This window comes from Legionella brunensis (assembly GCF_001467025.1).
Lineage (GTDB): Bacteria > Pseudomonadota > Gammaproteobacteria > Legionellales > Legionellaceae > Tatlockia > Tatlockia brunensis.
In genome coordinates, this window is sequence record NZ_LNXV01000005.1 from 1 (window position 1) to 22,343 (window position 22,343).

A 22,343-nucleotide genomic window follows, 5' to 3' on the forward strand; every position below is an offset into this window, starting at 1 on the left:
GCGTCTCAGCTTCATATTTATTTTGAAGACCGTATGAACCTGAGACTTAGATAATCAATGAGGTGACACAGTTAGATGAACACTCTCAGTTATTCGATTGTTGGACCTCTATCAGAATATTGCCATCGGCCGCTAAACCTTTAAGTAGCATCGAGGTAAAATTTATTTTTCCTTGTTGGATATCAACTAACCTGTTCAAAAGCTCTTTATATTTACCAGGCATCAACTCATAGTGTTTATGTGTTTCAGAACATTTTTCCATTGATTTAATGAAAATTTCCTGTATCACCCAAAAAGGCTTTTTTTCCTCCAACCCTTGACTTGCTTTTTGCAAACACCAAGCCAGATGATTGAGCCCCTCCCCGCCTTCGATGGGTTTGGCATATTCTTTTTTGTCTTCATTTGGAAGTTTTAAAGATATTTGTATTTTCGTCATAGTTTTCCTTTTTAGTTAAGGCTGCAGTTTCTTAGGTGAGTTCGTATTTTTAACAAAAAATTATACTCTGAATCTCATTTTTGATGAACTGATTAGACTGATTCATTACTTTTAATTCAAAAAAACAATAAACTGCTCAATATATTACCTAGAGAGCAGAAAGAATAAAGGCCGATTTTCGATAAAAAGATTCAGCTTGTAGGTTCGCTACATCTAAAAGACATTAAAAAACCGATGATGTTTTCAGCTGAATTGCATGCTCTTCTTCTTTATGTTTGCATTTTCTTGCATTAAAAAATTGCGCAAAATTATAGCCTAAAGAAATCATCGGCTGTGGAGAATTAGGAATCGCGCTACCTAATATAGCTTGAAATGCATTATAATATTCAGGAGTAGAACCATACTCAAAAGAAAGGTAAGATTGTCTACCATTGTAGAAATCATCAATAATACTTCTGTTTCCAATAACCACTTGAAAAGGCTTTGGTTCATTTTTACGATTTAGCCAATCATTCATCTCTAATAATTGCGAATTCAATCCTACCCAAGAATCCCATACCCATTTCTTATTATCATTGTCAGTAACCAGTACGGCACTGTGAAACCCCCAGCTTTTATTATCGTCGAAAGCCTGCCAATCTTCATTGTTCCACAGTTTATAAATTTTTACCGAATCAATGCCATAATAAGCCAGCATAGTGCTTACAAAATGCGCTCTTATATGACAATAACCCGCTGTATTTGCGTATTGTGTACTCAGCTTATTCTTGTTGTATTTCCAAAAATTTTTGTACAAATTGCTAAGGAAATCAAAGTCGGGATAAAATTTTGCCTTTAAAATAGGATACTCACCTACCTTTACCTTTATACTACCAACTAATGCCTGACACTCTTGTTGCAAAATATCGTTATGTAATTCCACATTGGTTTTAAATGGAGCTCCTTCTGCTCCTATATCAATACCACCATTATCAATAGTTAACTTAAGACTGTTTATAGCAGACAATGTAGATTGACCATCATAAAATACCAATGGAATTCCTAAGTCAAGAACTCCTGGGGGTAAACTTTCGTCTGATACAGGAAAAAATGGGGAGCAAATCGCAGATAAATTTAAGACTTTACCCGAAAAGAAACGACACATCAAAGCAGATAGATTAACGCTCTCTATTGAAGGCCAAAAATTACCCATGAGAGAAATTGTCATTTTCCCTTTCGGCAAATAAGAGCATTTAATCTCATACGTAGAATTTTGTTGGGGTCGCTCAATTAATGATTTCTTACCCTGCATTTTGTCAATCTTGAAAAACATCATTTCTCTCATTGCTGGCGTGAGACGATCATATCAAATGCTTAATTAATAATCAAAATGCAAATTAAATATCAAATAATTTATTTTAAACAGAAATTCCTAGAAAAATAGGTCATATGATGATAAATAGAAAAGAAATATCCGAGAGAGCTCTTACCTCACTACAAAGCCCTCTCTAGAGAATAGTGCTAAGCATTTTCACGCGAAGCGCTCAACATCCACCGTGCTTTTTCATGCGCAGCAATTCTATCACCTAACAAAGTTGCTGTACCCTCATCTCTTTTTTCTTGGGCAAGGGCAAGAGCCTGATTTAAATCTTTAACCAAAGTATCATGATCATGGGCAAGTTCAGTAACCATCTCATTCGCATTTTTCCTAGAGTCACCATCCTTTATGCGTTTTAAATTTTCAAACTCTTTGAAAGTGGCAGGAGTATGATGACCTAAAGTGCGAATGCGTTCAGCAACGGTATCCACAGCCTCTGCCAATTCTTGATATTGCATCTCAAATAACTCATGCATTGCTTTGAATTGAGGTCCTGTTACATGCCAATGGTAATTTTGAGTCTTTAAGTATAAAGCATAGGTATCAGCCATGAGTATAGATAATTTTTTCATTACATCGTCCATATTTAATGCTCCTATTTTGTTATTTTATATTGTAAACATAGTTAAAAAATCATATTTTATAAAATCAATTAACTCTATAACTTTAATAGATTTATCCGATGAAACTTTGGTGCTGAAATTCTAATCATAGGTAACTTATTGAATGATCTCTATCTTAATTTTTTAAAGTTTTGCGAAAGCTATTACGTTGGATCAAAAATCCCTCTATTAAATTCATCCAATAAAATGGGTTCACGACCAATACCCATAGCATCTCGGATATAGTTAGAAGCAGTTAAAAGCTCTTCAAGATTATATTTTTTCATTTTTACCGCCTGCAGGTAAGCAATAAAAAATTCCGTTTTCAAATTACCAATACCTTTTCCCATACCTGCTAGGGATGTATCAATATATTGAACACCCGCTCGAATTGCAGCAAGTGCATTTGCTTGTGCCAAACCAAGATTATCATGAGCATGAAAACCAAATGGTATTGAATATTGTTGCGTATACTTTTGATAAATAGATTCAATTTTTTCAGGTAATATGCTCCCATTAGAGTCTGCAAAATAAATCATGTTAGGCTCATATTGCACTGCCTCTTGCACAGCTTGATCCAGTTCCAGTTCTTTATAATGAGTCATGTTCGTAAAATTAATAGCTACTTCAAAGCCAAGATCTTTGGCCATTTTCAATATTGTAGAAGCCTGTGTAAGCCTATCTTTAGGAACACAAATTCGAATTAAATTGACACCAAACTCTTTAAGCTCCAAAAGATCAGCATGTGAAACGTTGTTAGGATAAATCATGACAGCTACCTTGGCATGCTTAATCAGAGGATGGCAAAAATGAAGGTAATCTTTTTGACACAATCCCGTTCTCCCTATATTGGCGATAGGCTGTAAAGAACCGTTACGATAACCAATTTCAATGTATTCAATGCCGGAGTTATCGAGTGCAGTTAAAATATGTTGTAATTCATAATCTTCAAAGTGAAAATTGGTTCTATGTCCACCATCTCTTAGGGAGACATCCAATACGCTAATAGTCTTCATAATATTACTTCATTGGTCGCAACAAAATTTAATAATTCGTTCTTTAGATTAATTATAGCTGTCTGCAACAGCTATTCTGATACTTTACGCAACAAAAAATTTTCATGACTTTTAAAAGTATTTTGAATATTGACAAATAAATCGCGAAGTACTTAAGTAATTTTAAGTCATTTAAGACATTAAGGATGAAAGTATGAAACATCGACCCAAAGCAAAGAAAACTGATCAGGCAAATAATTATTTTGCGGATTTTGCAAAAATTACCTCTGATATCGTTGGGAACGTATGGAGCTTCATACTTGCTCTAGCAATCATCATTATTTGGATTATTATGGGGCCTGTGTTCAAATTTTCTGATACTTGGCAACTTCTCATTAATACCGGAACTACCATCATTACTTTTTTGATGGTCTTTTTAATTCAGCATACACAAAATCGCGATACTACCATATTAAATTTAAAATTGGATGAAATAATTAAAGCTACCAAAACAGCAAGTAACACTTCACTCGATTTAAGCAAATTAACAGACGAACAACTGCAGGCATTGGAAAAAGAGTACGAAAAAATATGCAACAAGAGCAATAAGAACGGTAAGTAATTGATTTAAAATGTTTTTATTTAGTGAATATTATTGACATGAAAAAAATTTGATAGGTTATTGGATTTTTTGAAGATCGACTTCTACTATTAAATTTGCTGTATTTGGAAATTCATTAAACTTTAATAAGGATATTATCATGGCCGATAGAAATGAAAAAAAACAAGGTTCTTATGATCAACAAGGACGTCGTTCCAGTGAAGCTCCCAATACAAATCGCGATAAACCTTATCACCGTGGTTCTGATGCCAATCGCCAATCCCAGGATGAACGCCGTCATTTTGACAAAGCTGACAAACACTTTTCAGAAAGATCTAATCATCCACGTACCTCAGAAAACTCACGTGATCACAGAAAATAGTAGAATTTAAAAAAATACCGTCAAAATAAAAATTTTTGACGGTATTTTTATTAGACCTCTTTCAAAACTACTGTTACCGTAGAATTGTAGAATTTCGGAAAAGTCTATTTCAATAGCTTTTGAGTTCGAACCGTCGCTAACGCCGTACCAAGCATAAATTTCGCAAAGCTCTTCACTCTTCCTTCTTTTTTCTCTGCAGCCATCTTCCCTTCTTGCCAACCTGCTATAAATGTAGGGATAAGTAGCGCCAATAAAAGATATCTATTTCGCTCTTTTAATCTCCTGAAATATAGCTGATGTTCTGTTAACCTACCTCTCTCCATTTGAATCTTAACTTCCAACTGATCAATGGATTTTCGTAGTTCTTTTCGCGAGCTCATGACTACCCTCGGACTGTTGATTACTTAATAAGGCCCTTGTTTTTTCAAAGCTCATCTGTTTAATACAAGAACTTAAGCTTATACCAACAAAAAACAAAGCCACGGCATTGAGTAGCAAGACAGTAATCATTGCTAATAAGGGCCCTATTAGAAGGGTGATTAAGTAGCCAATTAGTACCATTACCGTTAGCCATGTTGAGAGACAAAGCGCTATCAAGACTGCCAAACTAGTTAACAAAGGTACAATATTTAACCCAGCAAGTTTGGCTTCCAGCCTAAATAGAGTCAAAACTCCCCTAGCCACAGCTATCTTGCTAACAATTAAGCCTTCTAAATGCTCAATAAAATTAATCATGATCACTTTCTAAAAAGTGATGACAGAATAAAACCGATACCTCCTGCAATAAGAATGGATGTAATTGGATTTTTCTTTACATTGTTCGCGAGTTCATCCCTGTACTCTTTAAGCGTATCCTGGGCCTCTTCAAATCTTTTCTTACTCTCTTCTAGCCACTCATTAGTGCTATCTTTGAGCTGTTGATATTGCTCATCAATTCGCTCTTTTTGCACTTCACGACTTCGTTTCTTGCTAACTCTTGAACTAGGAACAGCAGAAAGACTTTCTTCCTTCTGCGAACGCTTTTCACTATTAGCTGATGATTTAGGAGGGTTTTTATTCATAATATGTCCTTATAAAATTGAATAATTAATTGGGATCTTTTTACAATTCTACTCATAGTATTTATGAATTTTAGCTGCAAATTCAGGAGCAGCAAAATCTGGCCAGTGATCCTTATCAAAACCTGGTGCATTTTTTAGACGTTCTTTATCCAAATCAATCAGAAAACAATCCCCAGTCTTGTCGTATTTAAACAAATGCCAAGGAAGAGCAAAAAATTTATTTCCGAAACCTAAAATGCCCCCGAAGTCGAGTACTAAGTAATTAACTTTCCCAAAAGCTTTGTCTATCACTACTTCACTAATGGTGCCGAGATTTTCTCCATCCATGTTTTTAACATCCACACCAGTAACTTCACTAGCTTTCACTACACTTCGTTGGCTTGTCATAATGAACACTCCTGTGTACAGATATTAGTTACCAGTTGATAATTTGTCTTCTTTGTTATTATTTTAGCCCAACTTCTTACATCTGATAGACATTACGAGCATAAAAAAACCCGCTTTAAAGCGGGTTTTCAAAAGGAAAGTGAGCTAAGGCTTACATCATGCCCATGCCACCCATTCCGCCCATGCCACCCATATCACCAGCACCTACTGCTTCTTCTTTCTTAGGAAGATCAGCGATCATGCACTCAGTGGTTAGCATTAAGCTTGCTACAGAAGCAGCGTTTTGTAAGGCAGTACGAGTAACCTTAGTTGGATCAAGAATACCCATCTCAACCATGTCACCGTATTCACCAGTTGCAGCGTTAAAACCAAAGTTATCTTTGTTTTCAGCAACTTTGTTAACAATTACAGAAGCTTCATAGCCTGCATTGGCAACGATTTGGCGTAATGGAGATTCAATGGCACGACGTAGGATGTTAATACCCATATCTTGATCTGCATTGTCGCCTTTTAGACCATCCAATGCTTTTTGAGCACGAATCAAGGCAACACCACCACCAGCAACAATACCTTCTTCAACCGCAGCGCGGGTTGCATGCAGTGCATCTTCAACACGAGCCTTTTTCTCTTTCATTTCAACTTCAGTTGCAGCACCTACTTTAATAACAGCAACACCGCCTGCTAACTTAGCAACACGCTCTTGTAACTTCTCACGATCATAATCAGAAGATGTTTCTTCCATTTGCGCACGAATTTGAGTAATACGAGCGTTAATTTCAGATTCTTTACCTTCGCCATCAATGATAGTGGTGTTTTCTTTAGTCACTACAACACGTTTTGCAGTACCTAAGTCTTCTAGTGAAGCACTTTCAAGGCTCTTGCCAACTTCTTCAGAGATAACTTGACCATTTGTTAGGATAGCAATATCTTGCAACATTGCTTTACGGCGATCACCGAATCCTGGTGCTTTTACTGCACATACTTTAACAATACCACGCATGTTGTTAACAACTAGAGTTGCTAATGCTTCACCTTCAACATCTTCGGCAACGATCAATAAAGGACGGCCAGACTTAGCAACACCCTCTAACACAGAAAGCATATCGCGAATGTTAGAAATCTTTTTATCAACTAAAAGAATAAATGGATGCTCAAGCTCAGCACTCATGTTTTGTTGGTTGTTGATGAAGTATGGAGAAATATAACCGCGATCAAACTGCATACCTTCAACCACAGATAATTCATTTTCCAAGCTATTGCCATCTTCAACAGTGATAACACCTTCTTTACCCACTTTTTCCATTGCTTCAGCAATGATATCGCCAATCGATTGATCAGAGTTTGCAGAAATGGTACCAACTTGAGCAATTGCTTTGCCATCTTTACAGGGCTTAGACATTGATTGTAAGTGCTTAGTTACTGCAGCAACTGCTTTGTCAATACCACGCTTCAGATCCATTGGGTTCATACCAGCAGCAACTGCCTTGTTACCTTCAACCATAATAGCGCGTGCTAATACGGTAGCAGTTGTAGTGCCATCGCCAGCAGCATCAGAGGTTTTAGAAGCAACTTCTTTAACCATTTGTGCGCCCATATTTTGGAAGCGATCTTCAAGTTCAATTTCTTTAGCAACAGACACACCGTCTTTAGTTACAGTTGGAGCACCAAAAGACTTTTCTAAAACAACATTGCGTCCACGTGGACCCATTGTAACTCGCACAGCATTTGCCAGAATATTCACACCAGCAATCATTTGTTGACGTGCATCATCGCCAGAACGTACTTCTTTAGCCATTATAATAATCTCCTTCAAATCTTTATGTTAGATTACTTCTCAATAACGCCCATGATGTCATCTTCACGCATCACAACCAGTTCTTGACCTGCTACTTTAACTTCTGTACCAGAGTATTTGCCAAAAAGAACAACATCACCAACTTTGACAGCCAAAGCACGAACGTCGCCATTATCTAATACTTTACCAGCACCAATAGCGATAACTTCGCCGCGCATAGGTTTTTCAGTAGCGCTATCTGGAATAACGATGCCTCCAGCTGTAGTGCGTTCTTCTTCCATACGACGAACAACAACACGATCGTGTAAAGGACGAATTTTCATACTTGTTTTCTCCTGGTTTTTTAATTATCACCTATAATTTTCAGAGTAAGCTCTGATTTTTTAGCGTTACACAATGATAAGTACTTCTATGTATCCTACGATTGTACTTCACTGATGACAGCCATATGGGGGCTCAAAAATAGCTTTCAAGGGGTGATGTAAAAAAAAATTTTGGCTTTTTTTAATACTGCTACTACAATGTTTACTATTTGACTGGTTGCAATACACCTATGAAGAAATGGTTACTATTCTCATTACTTTGTTTCGCGTCGTTTATTAACCACGCAAGCCCACTTCCAGCTGCAGAAGTATTTCAGGTTAATGTAAAACCAGTTGATCCTAATACCTTAGCCATTAATTGGCAAGTTAAGCCTGGCTATTTTATCTATGCCGATCGCATTAAATTAACAGAACAGACTAACAGTAATGTTCATTTAGGAGAATTAAGACTCCCTGAATCCTTATTAAAAACAGACAAGCAAGGAAAAAGCTACAACATTTATCGCAATGAATTATCACTTCCTGTTGCTATTTTAGGTGAACAACCAGGTGAAACATTAATTAACTTACGTTTCCAAGGATGTGCCGACGATGGTTTTTGTTATCCTCCTGAAATGCGCCAAATTAAGCTCACTATAGATAACAATTTAGCATTAACTAATGCCAGTATAGAAGAACCTCTGCAAGCAACAACCAATGCACCGTCTGCAACCAATGAAATTGAAGCTGTTTTTGCTAATCATCATTGGGCAATAGTAATTCTAAGCTTTTTTAGCTTTGGTTTATTATTATCTTTTACACCTTGTGTTTTACCAATGATCCCCGTGTTATCCGGAATTATTGTTGGGCACGGTAAAAATCTATCTACTCGAAAGGCTTTCTTCCTTTCCTTAAGTTATGTCTTAAGCATGTCAGCTACCTATGCTTTGGTGGGTGCCGTCGTTGCATCATTAGGTAGCAATCTGCAAATTGCCATGCAATCTCCTTGGGCTATTGGCTTATTTAGCTTACTTTTCGTGTTACTAGCTATTTCAATGTTCGGCTACTATGAATTACGTCTTCCTGTTTCATGGCAAGCAAAATTAGCAGGAGCAAGCCGCAATCAAGCCAGTGGCCATTATTTAGGCGCCGCTGTCATGGGAAGTTTATCAACCCTTATTTTGTCTCCTTGCGTTACAGCTCCTTTAATCGGAGCTCTCAGCTACATTGCCCATAGTCATAATATCATACTCGGCAGCCTGGCTTTATTTTTCTTAGGCTTAGGCATGGGAACCCCCTTATTATTAATTGGTACTTCTGCAGGAAAATGGCTGCCTAAAGCTGGAAAATGGATGAACGGCGTCAAAGCATTTTTCGGTATACTCTTGCTCGTTGTAGCCATCTATCTGTTGAGTCGCATCTTACCAAATATTATTGTCATGCTTTTGTGGGCAAGCTTACTGATTTTTATAGGAATTTATTGCGGCGCACTAACTAAAGCACTCTCTAATCATGCTAAATTCCGACAAGGATTTGGGCTCATCAGCTTAGTTTATGGTTTACTCATCTTAGTGGGTGCGAGTATGGGTAATAGCAATCCCTTGCAACCTCTGGCAGGATTTTCGACCACTGCAAATGCAACTCAAAGTTTTCCAGTTGAAACCGTAAGCACCATCAGTGAGGTGCAACAAGCGATTGCCAAAGCTAAAGGTAAACCTGTTCTATTGGATTTTTACGCTGACTGGTGTACTTCCTGCCAAATTATGGAAGCAACAACATTTAAAGATCCTCAAGTGGAAGCAGCACTAAAAAATTTTGTTGTTCTAAAAGTAGACATCACAGCCAATAATGCTCAAGATAAAGCGCTACTTCAACAATATGGGGTAATTGCTCCACCTACTTTTTTATTTTTCAATAAACAAGGGAATGAGCAAAGCAACTTACGTGTTGTCGGTGAGGCTTCAGCAAGTAAATTTTTAGAGCAGCTCATTCAGGCATCCGCACTCGATTAATTTGACCTTATCAAAATCTGTGGTGGATTAGACAAATTCACTGCGGAAGCGTTATAATTCGCCCACTTTTTTTACAGTTTGCAGATAGAGAATTATGAATCATAAGGTAGGCTTTGTCAGTTTAGGATGCCCTAAAGCATTAGTTGATTCCGAGCGAATCATTACCCAACTGCGTGCCCAAGGATATGATCTGGTTTCCAGTTACCAAGATGCTGGTGTTGTTGTGGTAAATACTTGTGGTTTTATTGATGCCGCGGTGACAGAATCCTTAGATACCATTAAAGAAGCCATGGCTGAAAATGGACGAGTAATCGTTACAGGTTGTTTAGGTGCTAAGGCTGACATTATTCGTGAAGCTTGTCCTGATGTTCTGCATATCAGTGGCGCTCATGCTTACGAAGAAGTTGTTCGAGCTGTACATCGACATCTGCCGCCCCCTGCTGATCCCTTCACTCAGTTGGTTCCTCCACAAGGCATCAAACTAACACCAAGACATTATGCCTACTTAAAAATTTCTGAAGGCTGCAATCAAAAATGTACTTTTTGCATTATTCCAACAATGCGTGGCAAGTTGCAAAGCTATCCTCTTACGCAAGTGCTTTCCGAAGCAAAACGCTTAAAAGATGCAGGCGTACAAGAATTATTAGTCATTTCCCAAGATACTAGTGCTTACGGTGTCGATACACGTTATCAGGCTATTGACTGGAAAGGCAAAACTATTAACACTAAATTTTATGATTTATGCGAACAACTAGGCGAGCTGGGCATTTGGGTACGCTTACATTATGTATATCCTTATCCTCATGTTGATGAAATTATTCCCCTCATGCGTGACGGTTTAATTTTACCTTATTTAGACATTCCTTTGCAGCATGCTAACTCTCGTGTACTGAAAGCAATGAAACGACCAGCAAGCAGTGAGAATACATTAGCAAGAATTGCTCAATGGCGTGATATTTGCCCCGAAATTACCTTACGCTCAACATTTATTGTCGGCTTCCCAGGCGAAACAGAGGATGAATTTGAAGAGTTATTGAGCTTTTTGCAAGAAGCACAGTTGGATCGCGTCGGATGCTTTCAATATTCACCTGTTGAAGGAGCTAAAGCCAATGAGCTTACAGATCCTGTTCCAGAAGACATTAAAGAGGAACGCTATCATCGCTTTATGCAAGTACAAGCAGAAATAAGCCGTAACAAACTAAAAGAAAAAATCGGCTCCATACAAACCGTGTTAATTGATCACATTAATGATGAACAAATTATTGCTCGTGGTAAAAGTGACGCACCCGAAATTGATGGTTTAGTATATTTACCACCTAACAACAAAGCCGTGGTGGGAAGTGTCGTTGATGTTAATATCACCAAGAGTGATGATTATGATTTATATGGAGAGTTTGCAGATTAACCTTGTGAACTGAGAGTTTCTTGATTTGATGGCCGTTAAAATAAACGGCTACCTCTCTCAACTTCCGATCCTCCTCAATAATCGCGAGGAAAGAAGCCAATTTGAGTCTATCCTATTTGCCCCCTATTTATTTATCCAGTTAAATCAGCAAGTTAATTTCCTGTATTTAATATGTCAATAAAAATAACTTAAAGATGACACCCAAGTCAATATGTAGTATTATTGAACTTTTTGCCCTTGAGTTATCCGATGAGTAAAGTATATTTTTGGCATGGTCTGATAGGCGATGTCAGTCAATTTGCCCCCTATCAAGACACGATTAATAAATTGCTGCGTGGCGATTATCAAGCAGCAGACATGGAGAAATTGCACGCTCATCGAATTTATAGTGCACGAATTAATCACAGCGACCGTTTATTGTTTACCACAATTAAGAGAGGGGGAAAGTCCTATCTGTTGTTACTGGATGTGGTATTGAACCATGACTATTACAAATCGCGTTTTCTAAAGCCCTCTGTGCTTAAGAATTATTTGGATACTAATACGGGAGTATTTGAGCACCAGGTCATTGATAAAGACAGCTTTGCGAAATCAATAGAAGAAATATTACCTGAGGAGACAACGGAAGCAATAGAGATAGATTATACCTCGTTGGAATACTACAACCAGATGTACATCGAGCTAAGTGACCAGCAAAAAGCAATACAGAGGACCCGCCTACCTGCGGTAGTCAGTGGTCCACCAGGCTCAGGAAAATCCTGTGTCGCTTTTTCCTTATTGACCCAAGTGGCCGGTCAAACGATTGATAATCTGAAAGCCCCCATTTTATACATAACGCAGTCTTTGGATTTGAAAAAAAGCCTGGAGACAATGTGGAATGAGTCGCCGCTTGCGGCGGAATTTCCTGCGGGTGCGGTACAATTTTGCACTTATCAGGAGCTTTTGGCCCAAGTTGCTCCTGAAACCAGGACACAGAAAATGGTTTCAGAATTAGATTTTCAGAATTGGATTAAAAAGTACATCAAAAAATATAAGTCAATCTACAAAGCTGGCAAAGCAGAAATGCCCGTCAGTGAAGCGTTTTTAGCGCAGCACGAAAGAATCTATCGAGAACTTCGCATACTCGCCGCCTACCAGCCGGAAAAGTACTTAAACTTAGGCGAGAAACAATCTCTCTTTTTTGATCAACAAGAACGAGCATGGCTACTGGCTATGAAGAAAGCTTATGCGGATTTTTTGGCAGCACAAAACAGTGTAGATCCCAGCCTATACCAACCCGAAGTAAAGCCTGGGTACTCATTCATTGTGGTTGACGAATCGCAAGATTTATCCCATCAACAGTTAAAGGTATTGCGTGATTTGGCAATCAACTGCCAGATTTGTTGTTGTATGGATTCTCACCAGAGCTTGAGCGATCCGGAGTCCAAACGCCCCTACCTATTCACACTGCTTGGTGAGGGAGAGCAAAAGGTAGAACATCTAGAATTAACCAAAACATACCGTTGTCCTGCCAAGGTAGTCGCTTTGGCTAATCGGGTGATCGAGATAAAAAACAGTTTGACTGGTGGTATAGCTGATAAGAATGAATTTCTGTCGATTGATTCTGTTTCAGAAGAAACAGGCGAGGGTGACGTACGTTGGATTAATGAAGCCTCTGAACAAGATATTCAAACATTGCGACAAGCAGCAAAATCGACGGGTTTTGCCGTGATTACTCTGCCTGAATTTAAAAAGGATGCTTCAAAACTATTTCAAACCCCCTTGGTGTTTACTGCAGAAGAAATTAAAGGCTTGGAATATCATACGATTGTTGCTTACCGCATATTGGAGACAGACACCTTTAGAAAAGCCAATGATATTTTGCAGCAAACGAGTGATTCAGACTTGCCAGTGCGGAAACACCGCACTAAAGATTCGCGAGGTGATGCTCAATTTGGTCCTCATTTCAATAAATTGTTTACCAGTTTTACACGGGCAAAAAACACCTTAATTGTTTATCAAGAACCTCAGGAAAAATCACAGAAGCACAAATTACAGAGACTTTCTGACTTGCTAGAGCAAGTCATTTCCAAGACAGTAAATCAGCAGATTGCTGTTACTCAAACCAGTGAACAGGATTGGGAAAAAGAAGCACAACGGCAGGTGAAACAGGGTAATTTAGATTTGGCTAAGCGAATCCACGAAGAAAAATTAAGTAAGCAAGAAATTGAGCCTGATCCCGTGGCTTCACAGCTTAAGAATGAAAAAGAAAGGGAAAATACATCTATAAAAAAAGTTGTAACGAGCAACAGTATTAAAGAAAATAATCAACCAGAAACCTCCCTGGCTAAAAAAACTAAAAATGATTCAAAAAGAAAAGATTATGTAGAAAAATTATTAGATAGAGTTTCTCCCACTAATCTCGTTAATCTATTCAATAGTGGAAGCGTTGAAACTTATCTTTATGATGATCTAATGAATGATGGAAGTTGTCTTTTCCTGAAGTTCATTTCAGACAGCACTTATATAGAAGTATTGTATTCTGTTCTCCGAGCCCCCCAATTAGCCAAACGACTCTCAACAATACCCCTGGGGAGAATTTACCCTAAGACTAAATGTTCTCTCTTATATTCCTTGATTAGCTCCCCTACGGGTCTATTAATTCTAGAAGAACTGCTAAAAAATAATCGTAATTTGGCCAAAACAATTTCAGGTGCTGATTTAGGCCGCCCAATGATAGGCGGCCAATATGAGAATGTCTCTGTTTTTTATCTCTTGTCTTGTTCTCAAGAAGGACGAGCAATCCTTATCCAACTACTAAAAATGAATCCTGCACTCGCGCAAACAATTTCAGCAGCAGATTTAGGGCGGTCTCTAATTACACAAGCAGGTATACCCCAAAACACGTCTGCTCTTTATATTTTAGCGATTACTGAAGAAGGACGAGCCATACTGATGTATTTGCTACAAAATAATCCTGGACTCGCACAAACGATTTCAGGAGCAGACTTAGGGCGACCTCATATGGAAATTTCTGCACTTTATTGTTTAACTGTTACGAAAGACGGGCAACGTATACTGTTACGCCTGTTAAAGGATAACCCTACACTCGCAAAAACAATCTCTGGAGCTGATTTGGTCCGGGCTAGAACTGATAAAGGAGGTTCAGAAGAAAATACTTCTGCTCTTTATTTTTTGGCAGCCGATATTCCAGAGGGACATATGATACTGCTTGCGTTTTTACAGCAAAATCCAACACTTGTAGAAACAATTTCCAGAGCTGACTTGGTTCGGGCTCGAACTGCCAAGGCGGGCGAAGCTGAAAATACTTCCCCTCTCTATTATTTGGCAGCTACTCCCAAGGGGCGAGCTATACTGTTACACATGCTACAGAGGAATTCTACACTTGCAGAAACCATGGTCACTGTCGATTTAGGCCAGAAATCTACCAAGAAGGATGATACTTCTGTATTTTGTAATCTAGCAGGTAGCCTTGATGGGCAATTCATCCTTGAGTATTTAATAAAGAAAAACCCTAAAATTATTTCTAACCTCCCTATCGAGTTTTTAACTGGTAGTTTATACGCCAATAAAACAGTTTTAGATGCTTTGTTGGCAACACCAAAAGGAAAGACAATCGTGCAATTGATCCATAAAGAAAATCCTGGTTTACTCACTCAGCATCCATTCTTCGTAAGCTATACTGATACTTTGGCTCAACTGCTCCCCTCAGAGGAAAATAGCGCGCCCACACAGACAGAATCAAAAATACCTCTCAATTGGAGTATCTTTGCCTCAACTGAGACTCAAAGCACTGAAACTTACAGGAAAGACGAGGCAACCAATCAGACAACAATTAACTTTAATTGAAAAAATTTTTGTTAAGTGTCAAAAATAGCTCGTTACAGCTGTGTTAATTGGCTATACGCACAAGGGCTTTCGCAAGCGAATACTCTAGCCTCCCCGTCACGCCAAGAATGGGAGTAAGATGCACGGAAACACTCGCTGCATACAATGGTCATGCCTAAATATTGAAGAAGCTTCATGAATATGGTGTTGATCTTGACCAGACTAGAACAGATGACATGACAATAGCACATATTGCAATTCAAAAAGGTTCTATTAATATTATTCAGTGACTTCTCGATGAAAAGTAAAAATTTAATGCCCGCTTTTTAGTTAACAAAATGATTTGATTAAATTTTTAGAACCCTACCATGATAAAAAATAGACCAGACACGGTCCGCAAATAGAAACTTCACTGCAACTTGGCTTTCTTTAGCTGTTCCACTTTAACTTCATTATACTGTTTCCATAGAGTGAATTTACTGCGTTCTGATTCAGGCATCTTTAATAATGTCGTTTTCATTGCACAGGGTTCTGAAAACAGAGTATCAAGAAAACTCGACCATTCTTTTTCCTGTTCTTTATTTATCCTGACCTGCTCCGTTTTATTCTGACGCTTTTTAAAAAAAGCTTGCAGTTTATTTGCGGCCTGTTCTTGTGCCATTGGTTTATTTCGTTTCAGTAAAGTTATCATTTGATTATAAAGACTATTTAATTGTGCATTTTTTTCTTTTAATGAGATGCAACTCTGGTCTTCCTCGCACAAGGCATCAATTTTTTTGAGAGTTTCTTTAGATTTGTCGGGAGAAATAATCGTAAATTCAGCTATCAATGCCTCAATTTTTGCATGCAAAGCTTTATTTTTGATTTTTCTTGCCTCAAGTAAGCGAGTTTCCAATCTGTCCATTAATTCCATTAATTCATCCAGGTCTCTACTGCAAGTAATGCGCATAAACCCTGACGCCTTTTTCGTACCAAAATAAGACAGCGGGGCAATCATTACTGAATCCTGGAATAAGAGATAATAAGCCAACTCTTCATCTGTACTTACTTTCCCTGTTTTGCCTAATGCTCGCCTGGCCTCTTTAGGTATTTCCAGACCTAACATGTCATTAAAATCAGCTAGTACATAAAAAGTGCCCTCGACTTGATAATCAGGATCAGGCATACAAGCACCCATCTCTTTCAAGCGAGAATTTACATAATCCACTTTCTTTTTATAGAATTGCTTAAGTCTCTCATGTTCCTCACCAACCAAATTTTTCATGGCTTCTGCATAGGCCATTTGCGCAGCACGAGGGGCATGTCCGATAGTGCTAATATTTTTAGCTAATAACTTACTCATCAATACGTCATCAAAGGCTAAAAGGATGGCCATACGTTCACCCGCTGCCGATAGTGCTTTAGTTGCTGAACGCATAATGCACGTTCTGGGCTTTAAATCAGGCGCAATGCTAAGAAAAGAAGGTACTTTTACATGCGACATTTCCGCATAAGCTTCATCAAAAATAATGTGTAGCTCAGGATACCTCCGTAAGACATCAGCAATTTTTTTTAGCTCTGTTTCATCAATAACAGTACCCAAAGGATTATTAGGATTGCAAAGAAGAACAGCAGCTGGAGGCTTACCATCCACCTTTGACAGTTTATAAGCTTCAAGAATGCTTTTCTCGAGAGCTTCTGCCGTAAGTTTGTATCCTTTTTCTTTCATTACATCAATAGGATGCAAAAGATGATTGGGATTAGCATACAAACTATAATGAGGGAACGGCGTAATCACACGATAACCAGAAGTATCTTTATGGAGATCGCTCAATGTTTCAAAAAGAACATTTAGAGCCCCAGCGCCCCCCCCTGTATATAAAATATGTTCTGGCTTGATTTCAATGTCATACCAAGATGACATTGCTGTAGCCATAACGGTTCTTGCCTCCTCATCCCCCTGTGGATGACCATAATCAATCGCAGCCCCTTCTTTAATTTTATCAAGATTGGTAATCGCTTCTTTAACCAACTCTTCCATTTTTTTCCAATAAGCCAAATAATAGCGTATTGTATGTATATTAATTGGGTAAGTCGGCTGCCCCATACCTGCAGTAATTATTTTTTTTAACTGTTCAACGGATTGCGACAGCTTGGCGTTTTCTTTGCGTAAGGTTTTAGCCCACATAGAGAGCAGCATGATTTTGTCCAATTTATCAGCGGATTGGCCATCTGGAGTTAACATGGTTAAATTCCTTGTTTAATGAACAAATATTAAGTTGTTTGCTAATATTTTAATTATACCCTTGTTATAGAAAGCATGACAATGCAAGAAAAAAAAACTAAATTTCAATTAACACTTGATGACGTGGGCAATTTTTTAGCCAAACTTTCTGAGCATAGCGATCAGGTCTATTGGATAAGTAGCCCTGATTTCAAGAAAATTCAATATATTAGTCCCTCTTATGAGCGGATTTGGGGGCGCTCGCGAGAAGAACTCTATGCCAATCCTGAGATTTGGATTGATTTCTTACACCCAGATGACATCGCGAACCATCATCCAATCCATCACATGGCAGAGCAAATTAAGCTTTTAGGGGAAAAGGCACGCTACTCAGAAAAGTATCGCATTATAAGACCCAATGGTGAAATTCGCTGGATAACAGATAATGGCTTCCCTCTCATTGATCATAAGGGAAACTGCTATGGTGTCACGGGTGTGGCTACTGATGTAACGGAAGAGCGTAAGCAAACTGAGGATTTACAGAAAGCAAAAGAAGCAGCCGAAATTGCTAACAAAGCTAAAACCGAGTTCATTGCTAATATGAGCCATGATATCCGAACTCCCTTAAGCGGCATCGTCGGCATTTCTAAATTATTGGAGATAGAAGCCCTAACAGAAATGGAAAAAGAATATGCTCGCTGGATCAATCAAAGTGGCGAGCAGTTGTTAGATCTACTGAACAACGTTCTGGAATTGATTGCCTTAGAGAACTTAAAAGAATTAGAACTTAAGCCAGGCTATTTTGATTTAAGACAAGAGATTTTGACTATATGTAAACTTGAATTACCGGCAATTAAAATGAAAAATCTTCAATTTAAAGTCGAAGTAGATGAGTTAATTCCAAGATTCATACAAAGTGATCATACCAAAATTCATCAAATCTTATTAAATTTATTAGGAAATGCGATCAAATTTACTGAAAAAGGGCATATAATTCTGTCCGTAAAACAAATTTCTTTTGACAAAGACAAAATTGAATTAGAGTTTAGTGTTGAAGATACAGGCATTGGTATTGCAGATGAGCAACAAATGAAAGTATTCGATCGTTTTTTTCGTATTACTCCTTCTTACCAGGGGGTTTATAAAGGGTATGGGTTAGGATTACATATTGTACAAAAATATGTTGCTCTGTTAGGTGGTGAAATAAGGTTAACAAGTATGGTTGGCAAGGGAAGTACCTTCTCCTTTAGGTTATCTGCAAAAGCAGACACAGGAAATTTATCGAAAATTCCATTTGATCTTGACAAATTAGTGAGTGAGAATACTCACGAGGATTCTTTGGTTCCTAATAAACAATTTCTAAGCGAGGATCAAATTCTTAAGCATGGAACACAGCTACCCCATCTGCTTCTAATTGAAGATAATACCATTGCCTTACGATTGCTTGAGTCTGTAACTAAACAGGTTGGATGCCAATTTACATCAACAATGGATGCTGAGGAAGCATTTGATTTAGTCAAACAAAAGCATTTTGATTTAATTATCACGGATATTGGTTTACCGGGCATGTCTGGAATCGAATTAACTATTTACATTCGTCATTGGGAACAAGCCTTAAATAAAAAACCCATCCCTATTGTGGGTTTGACAGCACATTCTCTTGGTAGCTCCGTCGATGAATGTTTGGAAGCGGGTATGAACAAAGTTTTAGCGAAACCCATCAACTTCGCTACAATGAAAGATATTGTTACTACACTCATTCCTAGTAGCAAGCTAGAAACAGTGGAAAACCTATTCGAGCAAGATACCCCGACTAACGAAGAAGAGCTTTTCACCTTACAAAAATTTCCCCTGCTCGACATACAACAAGGGCTTGGTAATCTTGGTAGTGTAGACCTATTAAGAGAACTATTAACCCTAATGAGTGCTGAGGATATTCCCAAAGATAAAGCTAAAATTCAGCAAGCTTATGAATCAAAAGATTGGCCAACCGTAGAAAAGCTTGCGCTTAAAATGAAGAGTAGTGCACTTTATTGTGGGACAACGCGACTACGATATGCTTGCCAATATCTAGAGGGTTATTATCAAAAAACGGAAGATAACCATCTTCTAGAGAAATTGTACTCTCAATTAATCCGAGTACTGGAAGAAACTAAATTTGCGATTATTGATTGGTTACAACAGCAATAATGCAGAATACTTTAAATAGCATTGTAAATTTGTTTACTGACTTCTATAACATTCTTTTGTTGAGTTTGCACCTCATCCGTTCCCGGCTTAAGTAAATTTTGATGCAGCAATTGATGATAATGTTTATAAGCTTTAGCAAGTTTTTCAAACTGATCCCGTTCAATCACCTGCTCAGAAAATAACTTTCGTAAAAGACTGAGAGTATTTGTATAAAGATAAAAATCTTTATGGGAATGTGTAAGGACTAAAAACTGCACCAAGAATTCCAAATCAATTAAACCTCCTGCTCCATACTTAACTTCATCGCCTTGAGCGTGTTTATCAATTTTTTTACGCATTCCAAGAACCTCATCGCGAATAACAGAAAGAGTTCTGGGTATTTTGAATACTGATTTTTTTAATTGTTTAAAGGATAAAAATAGACGCTTATCACCTACCAAAACCCTTGCTCGTATTAAGGCTTGATGCTCCCAAGTCCAGGCTTGATGCAGTTGATACTCTATAAACGCATCAATATGGCTCACTAGCAAACCAGCTTCGCCAGAAGGTCGTAAGCGTGTATCAACTGAATATAAAACGCCAGATTGCGAGCGGGTAGTCAGCATATGCAGGATTTTCTGCGTTAAACGGGTAACCAAAGCCTCTTCTTCCGTAGTCGCAGCATGGATAAAAACCAAATCTAAATCAGAATTGTAATTCATCTCTCGACTACCCAATTTACCATAAGCCACAATCGCAAAATGAGATTTAATCTTAGCCATTTGTTGGTAACGTTGACCTAATTGCTCGCTGGCCAGAGTAAATACCTTAGCCACAATAATTTCAGCCACATCAGCAAGGAAAGCACTTATACGTACGGCATGGTAGCGTCCATATATTTCTGCCCGTGCCGCTGAAAGCCAATTAATTAATTTAAACTGCCTTAAGATTTCCCCTTGGTGTTCTACCTCAGAGCAATGGGACAACCGCTCTTCCAGAGTTTTCTCTAATTCTTTATGAGTAGGAAGACGCCAATTTTGCTCTTGATCGAGCAATACTTCTAACAAAAAAGGCTGATTAACAATTAAAGTAGTAATGAAAGGGCTATACGCGAACCAATGCAATAATTCTTTTAATACTTGGGGATTTTCAGTAATTAACGCCAGATAAGAACTACGACCCACGATATTTTCTAATAACTGTAATACTTGTGACAATACTGCATCGGTGTCTGTAACATTTATCAACTCACTGAGTAATAACACCATAAAGCGGTCAAGACGCATTCTTGCTCCTTGCGACAAACGCCTACAGCGAGGTGAATGACGAAATGAATGAATCATCTGATAACAACGTTCTGCTTGTTGAAAACCTAAGCTTGCTAATAAATTAATGGCCATTGTATTTTCAACATGTCCTTGCCATAAGCTCGTCAATTGATTCGCAAGTAGACGCTTCTCATCTTCATACGGATCCGCTTTTGCAAGAACTGCCCGAAAAATGGCGCTGATAATTCGCTGGTATTGATGCAATTTTTTTAGTAAGTCTTGCCAATTGCTATAGCCCATCGCAAAGGCTATCTGCATTTGCTTAACTTCATTCTGTGGTAAGGCATGAGTTTGTTGATCATTTTGACTTTGCAGAGTATTTTCTAATTTTCTTAAGAAAAGGTAAGCTTGTTTCAAAGCTGCTGTATGTGAAAGTAATTTTTCTTGCTTTAAGACATTAAGTGCTGCCAATGTATTTTGTTTTTGTAAATTTGGTAAACGGCCGCCACGAATCAATTGCATATTTTGGATAATAAACTCCACTTCACGAATGCCACCAAATCCTCGTTTGATGTCATTTAACATAGGATTTAGCTGCACCTCACGCTCTATCATCGCTTTCATACTACGCAAAGACTCAATCACACTAAAATCAACATAGCGCCTATAAACAAAAGGAGTTATTAAACGATGGAACCAATGATTTGCAACCTCTGTATTTTCACCTATTAAGCGAGCCTTCACCATGGCATAGCGTTCCCAATCACGCCCTTGTTCTTGATAATAAGTTTCCATTGCGGCCAAACTTGAAACTAAGGCTCCACTTTCACCATTAGGACGTAAACGCAAATCAACACGAAATACAAACCCATCTGCCGTGATGTTTTGTAAAAGCTGCATAAACAATTGCACCACTTTGGTATAATATTGCTGGTTCGATATTTGCTCAGTACCATTGGTATAACCTGCCGCTGAAAAAGCACAAATTACATCAATATCAGAAGAATAATTAAGCTCGCGTCCCCCTAGTTTACCCATTGCTAATATATACAATTTAGTAGGTTTGCCCTGTTCATCACAAGCATCCCCATAGCGAACGGCTAATTCCTTTTCACAAAATTGAATAGCTCTTAAAACGATGGCATCAGCACAATCTGACCATTCTGTCATGATGTCTTCAGTAGTAGCTAGTCCCTCTAATTCTCTGAGTAATAAGCGCAACAAATGAGTATGTCTAAATTGACGCAATGCATGGGCAAAAAGATTAAAAGGCTGGTGCTCCAAATTCTGTAGCAAGCCCGAATAGTCCTCTAAAGCTAGAGCCTTGCCATAGCCTTCGGTGATTAACTGCTTTAACAGATCAATATGGCGACATGCATAATCACTAACGAGTAATAGTTTTTTTACCGCCTCACATGGCTCAACTTCTGTAAAATTTTTTAAATATAAAGCCATTTTAGGCTGTAATAGAGATGGGATTTCCATCACTGCATCTTTAATAAAAAGGAAGATACGTAAGCCTATCGAAGGGTAATCAAAA

Annotated in this window: 19 protein-coding genes; 7 read left to right on the plus strand and 12 right to left on the minus strand. The window is 38.1% G+C overall.

Annotated elements, in window-relative coordinates; genetic code table 11:
* Positions 1–85: 85 nt before the first annotated feature.
* From Lbru_RS03835 to Lbru_RS03850, 4 genes are all read right to left on the minus strand, one after another.
* Positions 86–436 carry a hypothetical protein gene (locus Lbru_RS03835; RefSeq protein WP_058440873.1) on the minus strand — a complete coding sequence of 117 codons (351 nt, stop codon included), beginning with the start codon at positions 434–436 and terminating at the stop codon, positions 86–88.
* Between the two features lie 223 nt (positions 437–659).
* Entirely contained in the window at positions 660–1,469 is an 810-nt protein-coding gene (locus Lbru_RS03840) for a hypothetical protein (protein ID WP_131793539.1), read from the minus strand.
* A gap of 467 nt (positions 1,470–1,936) precedes the next feature.
* Positions 1,937–2,377, minus strand: a complete 441-nt coding sequence (locus Lbru_RS03845; protein WP_058440875.1) for a Dps family protein — start codon at positions 2,375–2,377, stop codon at positions 1,937–1,939.
* Positions 2,378–2,559: 182 nt separating this feature from the next.
* The gene (locus Lbru_RS03850) at positions 2,560–3,411 is read right to left on the minus strand and encodes a beta/alpha barrel domain-containing protein (RefSeq protein ID WP_058440876.1); all 852 of its coding nucleotides are present in this window, start codon (positions 3,409–3,411) and stop codon (positions 2,560–2,562) included.
* A gap of 193 nt (positions 3,412–3,604) precedes the next feature.
* On the opposite strand from Lbru_RS03850, the gene Lbru_RS03855 reads away from it, so the two are divergent.
* Entirely contained in the window at positions 3,605–4,012 is a 408-nt protein-coding gene (locus Lbru_RS03855) for a low affinity iron permease family protein (RefSeq protein ID WP_058440877.1), read from the plus strand.
* Between the two features lie 139 nt (positions 4,013–4,151).
* Entirely contained in the window at positions 4,152–4,373 is a 222-nt protein-coding gene (locus Lbru_RS03860; protein ID WP_058440878.1) for a hypothetical protein, read from the plus strand.
* A 104-nt stretch (positions 4,374–4,477) separates the two neighbouring features.
* On the opposite strand, the gene Lbru_RS03865 is transcribed toward Lbru_RS03860, so the two are convergent.
* The 6 genes from Lbru_RS03865 to groES all read right to left on the minus strand — a co-directional run bounded on the left by Lbru_RS03865 (position 4,478) and on the right by groES (position 7,939).
* The gene (locus Lbru_RS03865; RefSeq protein WP_131793538.1) at positions 4,478–4,753 is read right to left on the minus strand and encodes a hypothetical protein; all 276 of its coding nucleotides are present in this window, start codon (positions 4,751–4,753) and stop codon (positions 4,478–4,480) included.
* Positions 4,719–5,108 (minus strand): hypothetical protein, encoded by a 390-nt coding sequence (locus tag Lbru_RS03870; RefSeq protein ID WP_058440880.1) that lies wholly within the window; start codon positions 5,106–5,108, stop codon positions 4,719–4,721. The genes Lbru_RS03865 and Lbru_RS03870 overlap by 35 nt, the downstream gene beginning before the upstream one ends.
* Before the next feature lie 2 nt (positions 5,109–5,110).
* Positions 5,111–5,434, minus strand: a complete 324-nt coding sequence (locus Lbru_RS03875; protein ID WP_058440881.1) for a hypothetical protein — start codon at positions 5,432–5,434, stop codon at positions 5,111–5,113.
* 48 nt (positions 5,435–5,482) lie between these two features.
* Positions 5,483–5,821: a PRC-barrel domain-containing protein gene (locus tag Lbru_RS03880; RefSeq protein WP_058440882.1), complete on the minus strand. Its 339-nt coding sequence runs from the start codon at positions 5,819–5,821 to the stop codon at positions 5,483–5,485.
* A gap of 151 nt (positions 5,822–5,972) precedes the next feature.
* Complete coding sequence (groL, locus tag Lbru_RS03885) at positions 5,973–7,616, minus strand: chaperonin GroEL (RefSeq protein ID WP_058440883.1); 1,644 nt, start codon at positions 7,614–7,616, stop codon at positions 5,973–5,975.
* A 32-nt stretch (positions 7,617–7,648) separates the two neighbouring features.
* Entirely contained in the window at positions 7,649–7,939 is a 291-nt protein-coding gene (gene groES, locus Lbru_RS03890; RefSeq protein ID WP_058440884.1) for a co-chaperone GroES, read from the minus strand.
* Between the two features lie 230 nt (positions 7,940–8,169).
* On the opposite strand from groES, the gene dsbD reads away from it, so the two are divergent.
* The 4 genes from dsbD to Lbru_RS18005 all read left to right on the plus strand — a co-directional run bounded on the left by dsbD (position 8,170) and on the right by Lbru_RS18005 (position 15,453).
* Positions 8,170–9,930: a protein-disulfide reductase DsbD gene (gene dsbD, locus Lbru_RS03895; RefSeq protein ID WP_058440885.1), complete on the plus strand. Its 1,761-nt coding sequence runs from the start codon at positions 8,170–8,172 to the stop codon at positions 9,928–9,930.
* 94 nt (positions 9,931–10,024) lie between these two features.
* Entirely contained in the window at positions 10,025–11,335 is a 1,311-nt protein-coding gene (rimO, locus tag Lbru_RS03900) for a 30S ribosomal protein S12 methylthiotransferase RimO (protein WP_058440886.1), read from the plus strand.
* 249 nt (positions 11,336–11,584) lie between these two features.
* On the plus strand, positions 11,585–15,184 hold the full coding sequence (locus tag Lbru_RS03905; RefSeq protein ID WP_058440887.1) for a helicase domain-containing protein: 3,600 nt from the start codon (positions 11,585–11,587) through the stop codon (positions 15,182–15,184).
* 161 nt (positions 15,185–15,345) lie between these two features.
* Entirely contained in the window at positions 15,346–15,453 is a 108-nt protein-coding gene (locus Lbru_RS18005; protein ID WP_420795304.1) for an ankyrin repeat domain-containing protein, read from the plus strand.
* A 119-nt stretch (positions 15,454–15,572) separates the two neighbouring features.
* Here Lbru_RS18005 and Lbru_RS03910 read toward each other — a convergent pair whose 3' ends face one another.
* Complete coding sequence (locus Lbru_RS03910) at positions 15,573–17,387, minus strand: pyridoxal phosphate-dependent aminotransferase (protein ID WP_065235423.1); 1,815 nt, start codon at positions 17,385–17,387, stop codon at positions 15,573–15,575.
* An 81-nt stretch (positions 17,388–17,468) separates the two neighbouring features.
* Between Lbru_RS03910 and Lbru_RS03915 the strand changes: the two genes are divergently transcribed.
* Positions 17,469–19,556, plus strand: coding sequence for a PAS domain-containing hybrid sensor histidine kinase/response regulator (locus Lbru_RS03915; protein ID WP_058440888.1), 2,088 nt, complete (start codon positions 17,469–17,471; stop codon positions 19,554–19,556).
* A gap of 11 nt (positions 19,557–19,567) precedes the next feature.
* Here the strand turns inward: Lbru_RS03915 and glnE are convergent, their stop codons facing one another.
* Entirely contained in the window at positions 19,568–22,258 is a 2,691-nt protein-coding gene (gene glnE, locus Lbru_RS03920) for a bifunctional [glutamate--ammonia ligase]-adenylyl-L-tyrosine phosphorylase/[glutamate--ammonia-ligase] adenylyltransferase (RefSeq protein ID WP_238583818.1), read from the minus strand.
* Positions 22,259–22,343 lie beyond the last annotated feature (85 nt).

What these genes read in the sequence shown, in the direction of transcription:
- Lbru_RS03835 (WP_058440873.1), bottom strand. Translation starts at nt 436, where the DNA reads ATGACGAAAATACAAATATCTTTAAAACTTCCAAATGAAGACAAAAAA.
- Lbru_RS03845 (WP_058440875.1), bottom strand. Translation starts at nt 2,377, where the DNA reads ATGGACGATGTAATGAAAAAATTATCTATACTCATGGCTGATACCTAT.
- Lbru_RS03850 (WP_058440876.1), bottom strand. Translation starts at nt 3,411, where the DNA reads ATGAAGACTATTAGCGTATTGGATGTCTCCCTAAGAGATGGTGGACAT.
- Lbru_RS03855 (WP_058440877.1), top strand. Translation starts at nt 3,605, where the DNA reads ATGAAACATCGACCCAAAGCAAAGAAAACTGATCAGGCAAATAATTAT.
- Lbru_RS03860 (WP_058440878.1), top strand. Translation starts at nt 4,152, where the DNA reads ATGGCCGATAGAAATGAAAAAAAACAAGGTTCTTATGATCAACAAGGA.
- Lbru_RS03865 (WP_131793538.1), bottom strand. Translation starts at nt 4,753, where the DNA reads ATGAGCTCGCGAAAAGAACTACGAAAATCCATTGATCAGTTGGAAGTT.
- Lbru_RS03870 (WP_058440880.1), bottom strand. Translation starts at nt 5,108, where the DNA reads ATGATTAATTTTATTGAGCATTTAGAAGGCTTAATTGTTAGCAAGATA.
- Lbru_RS03875 (WP_058440881.1), bottom strand. Translation starts at nt 5,434, where the DNA reads ATGAATAAAAACCCTCCTAAATCATCAGCTAATAGTGAAAAGCGTTCG.
- Lbru_RS03880 (WP_058440882.1), bottom strand. Translation starts at nt 5,821, where the DNA reads ATGACAAGCCAACGAAGTGTAGTGAAAGCTAGTGAAGTTACTGGTGTG.
- groL (WP_058440883.1), bottom strand. Translation starts at nt 7,616, where the DNA reads ATGGCTAAAGAAGTACGTTCTGGCGATGATGCACGTCAACAAATGATT.
- groES (WP_058440884.1), bottom strand. Translation starts at nt 7,939, where the DNA reads ATGAAAATTCGTCCTTTACACGATCGTGTTGTTGTTCGTCGTATGGAA.
- dsbD (WP_058440885.1), top strand. Translation starts at nt 8,170, where the DNA reads ATGAAGAAATGGTTACTATTCTCATTACTTTGTTTCGCGTCGTTTATT.
- rimO (WP_058440886.1), top strand. Translation starts at nt 10,025, where the DNA reads ATGAATCATAAGGTAGGCTTTGTCAGTTTAGGATGCCCTAAAGCATTA.
- Lbru_RS03905 (WP_058440887.1), top strand. Translation starts at nt 11,585, where the DNA reads ATGAGTAAAGTATATTTTTGGCATGGTCTGATAGGCGATGTCAGTCAA.
- Lbru_RS03910 (WP_065235423.1), bottom strand. Translation starts at nt 17,387, where the DNA reads ATGTTAACTCCAGATGGCCAATCCGCTGATAAATTGGACAAAATCATG.
- Lbru_RS03915 (WP_058440888.1), top strand. Translation starts at nt 17,469, where the DNA reads ATGCAAGAAAAAAAAACTAAATTTCAATTAACACTTGATGACGTGGGC.
- glnE (WP_238583818.1), bottom strand. Translation starts at nt 22,258, where the DNA reads ATGGCTTTATATTTAAAAAATTTTACAGAAGTTGAGCCATGTGAGGCG.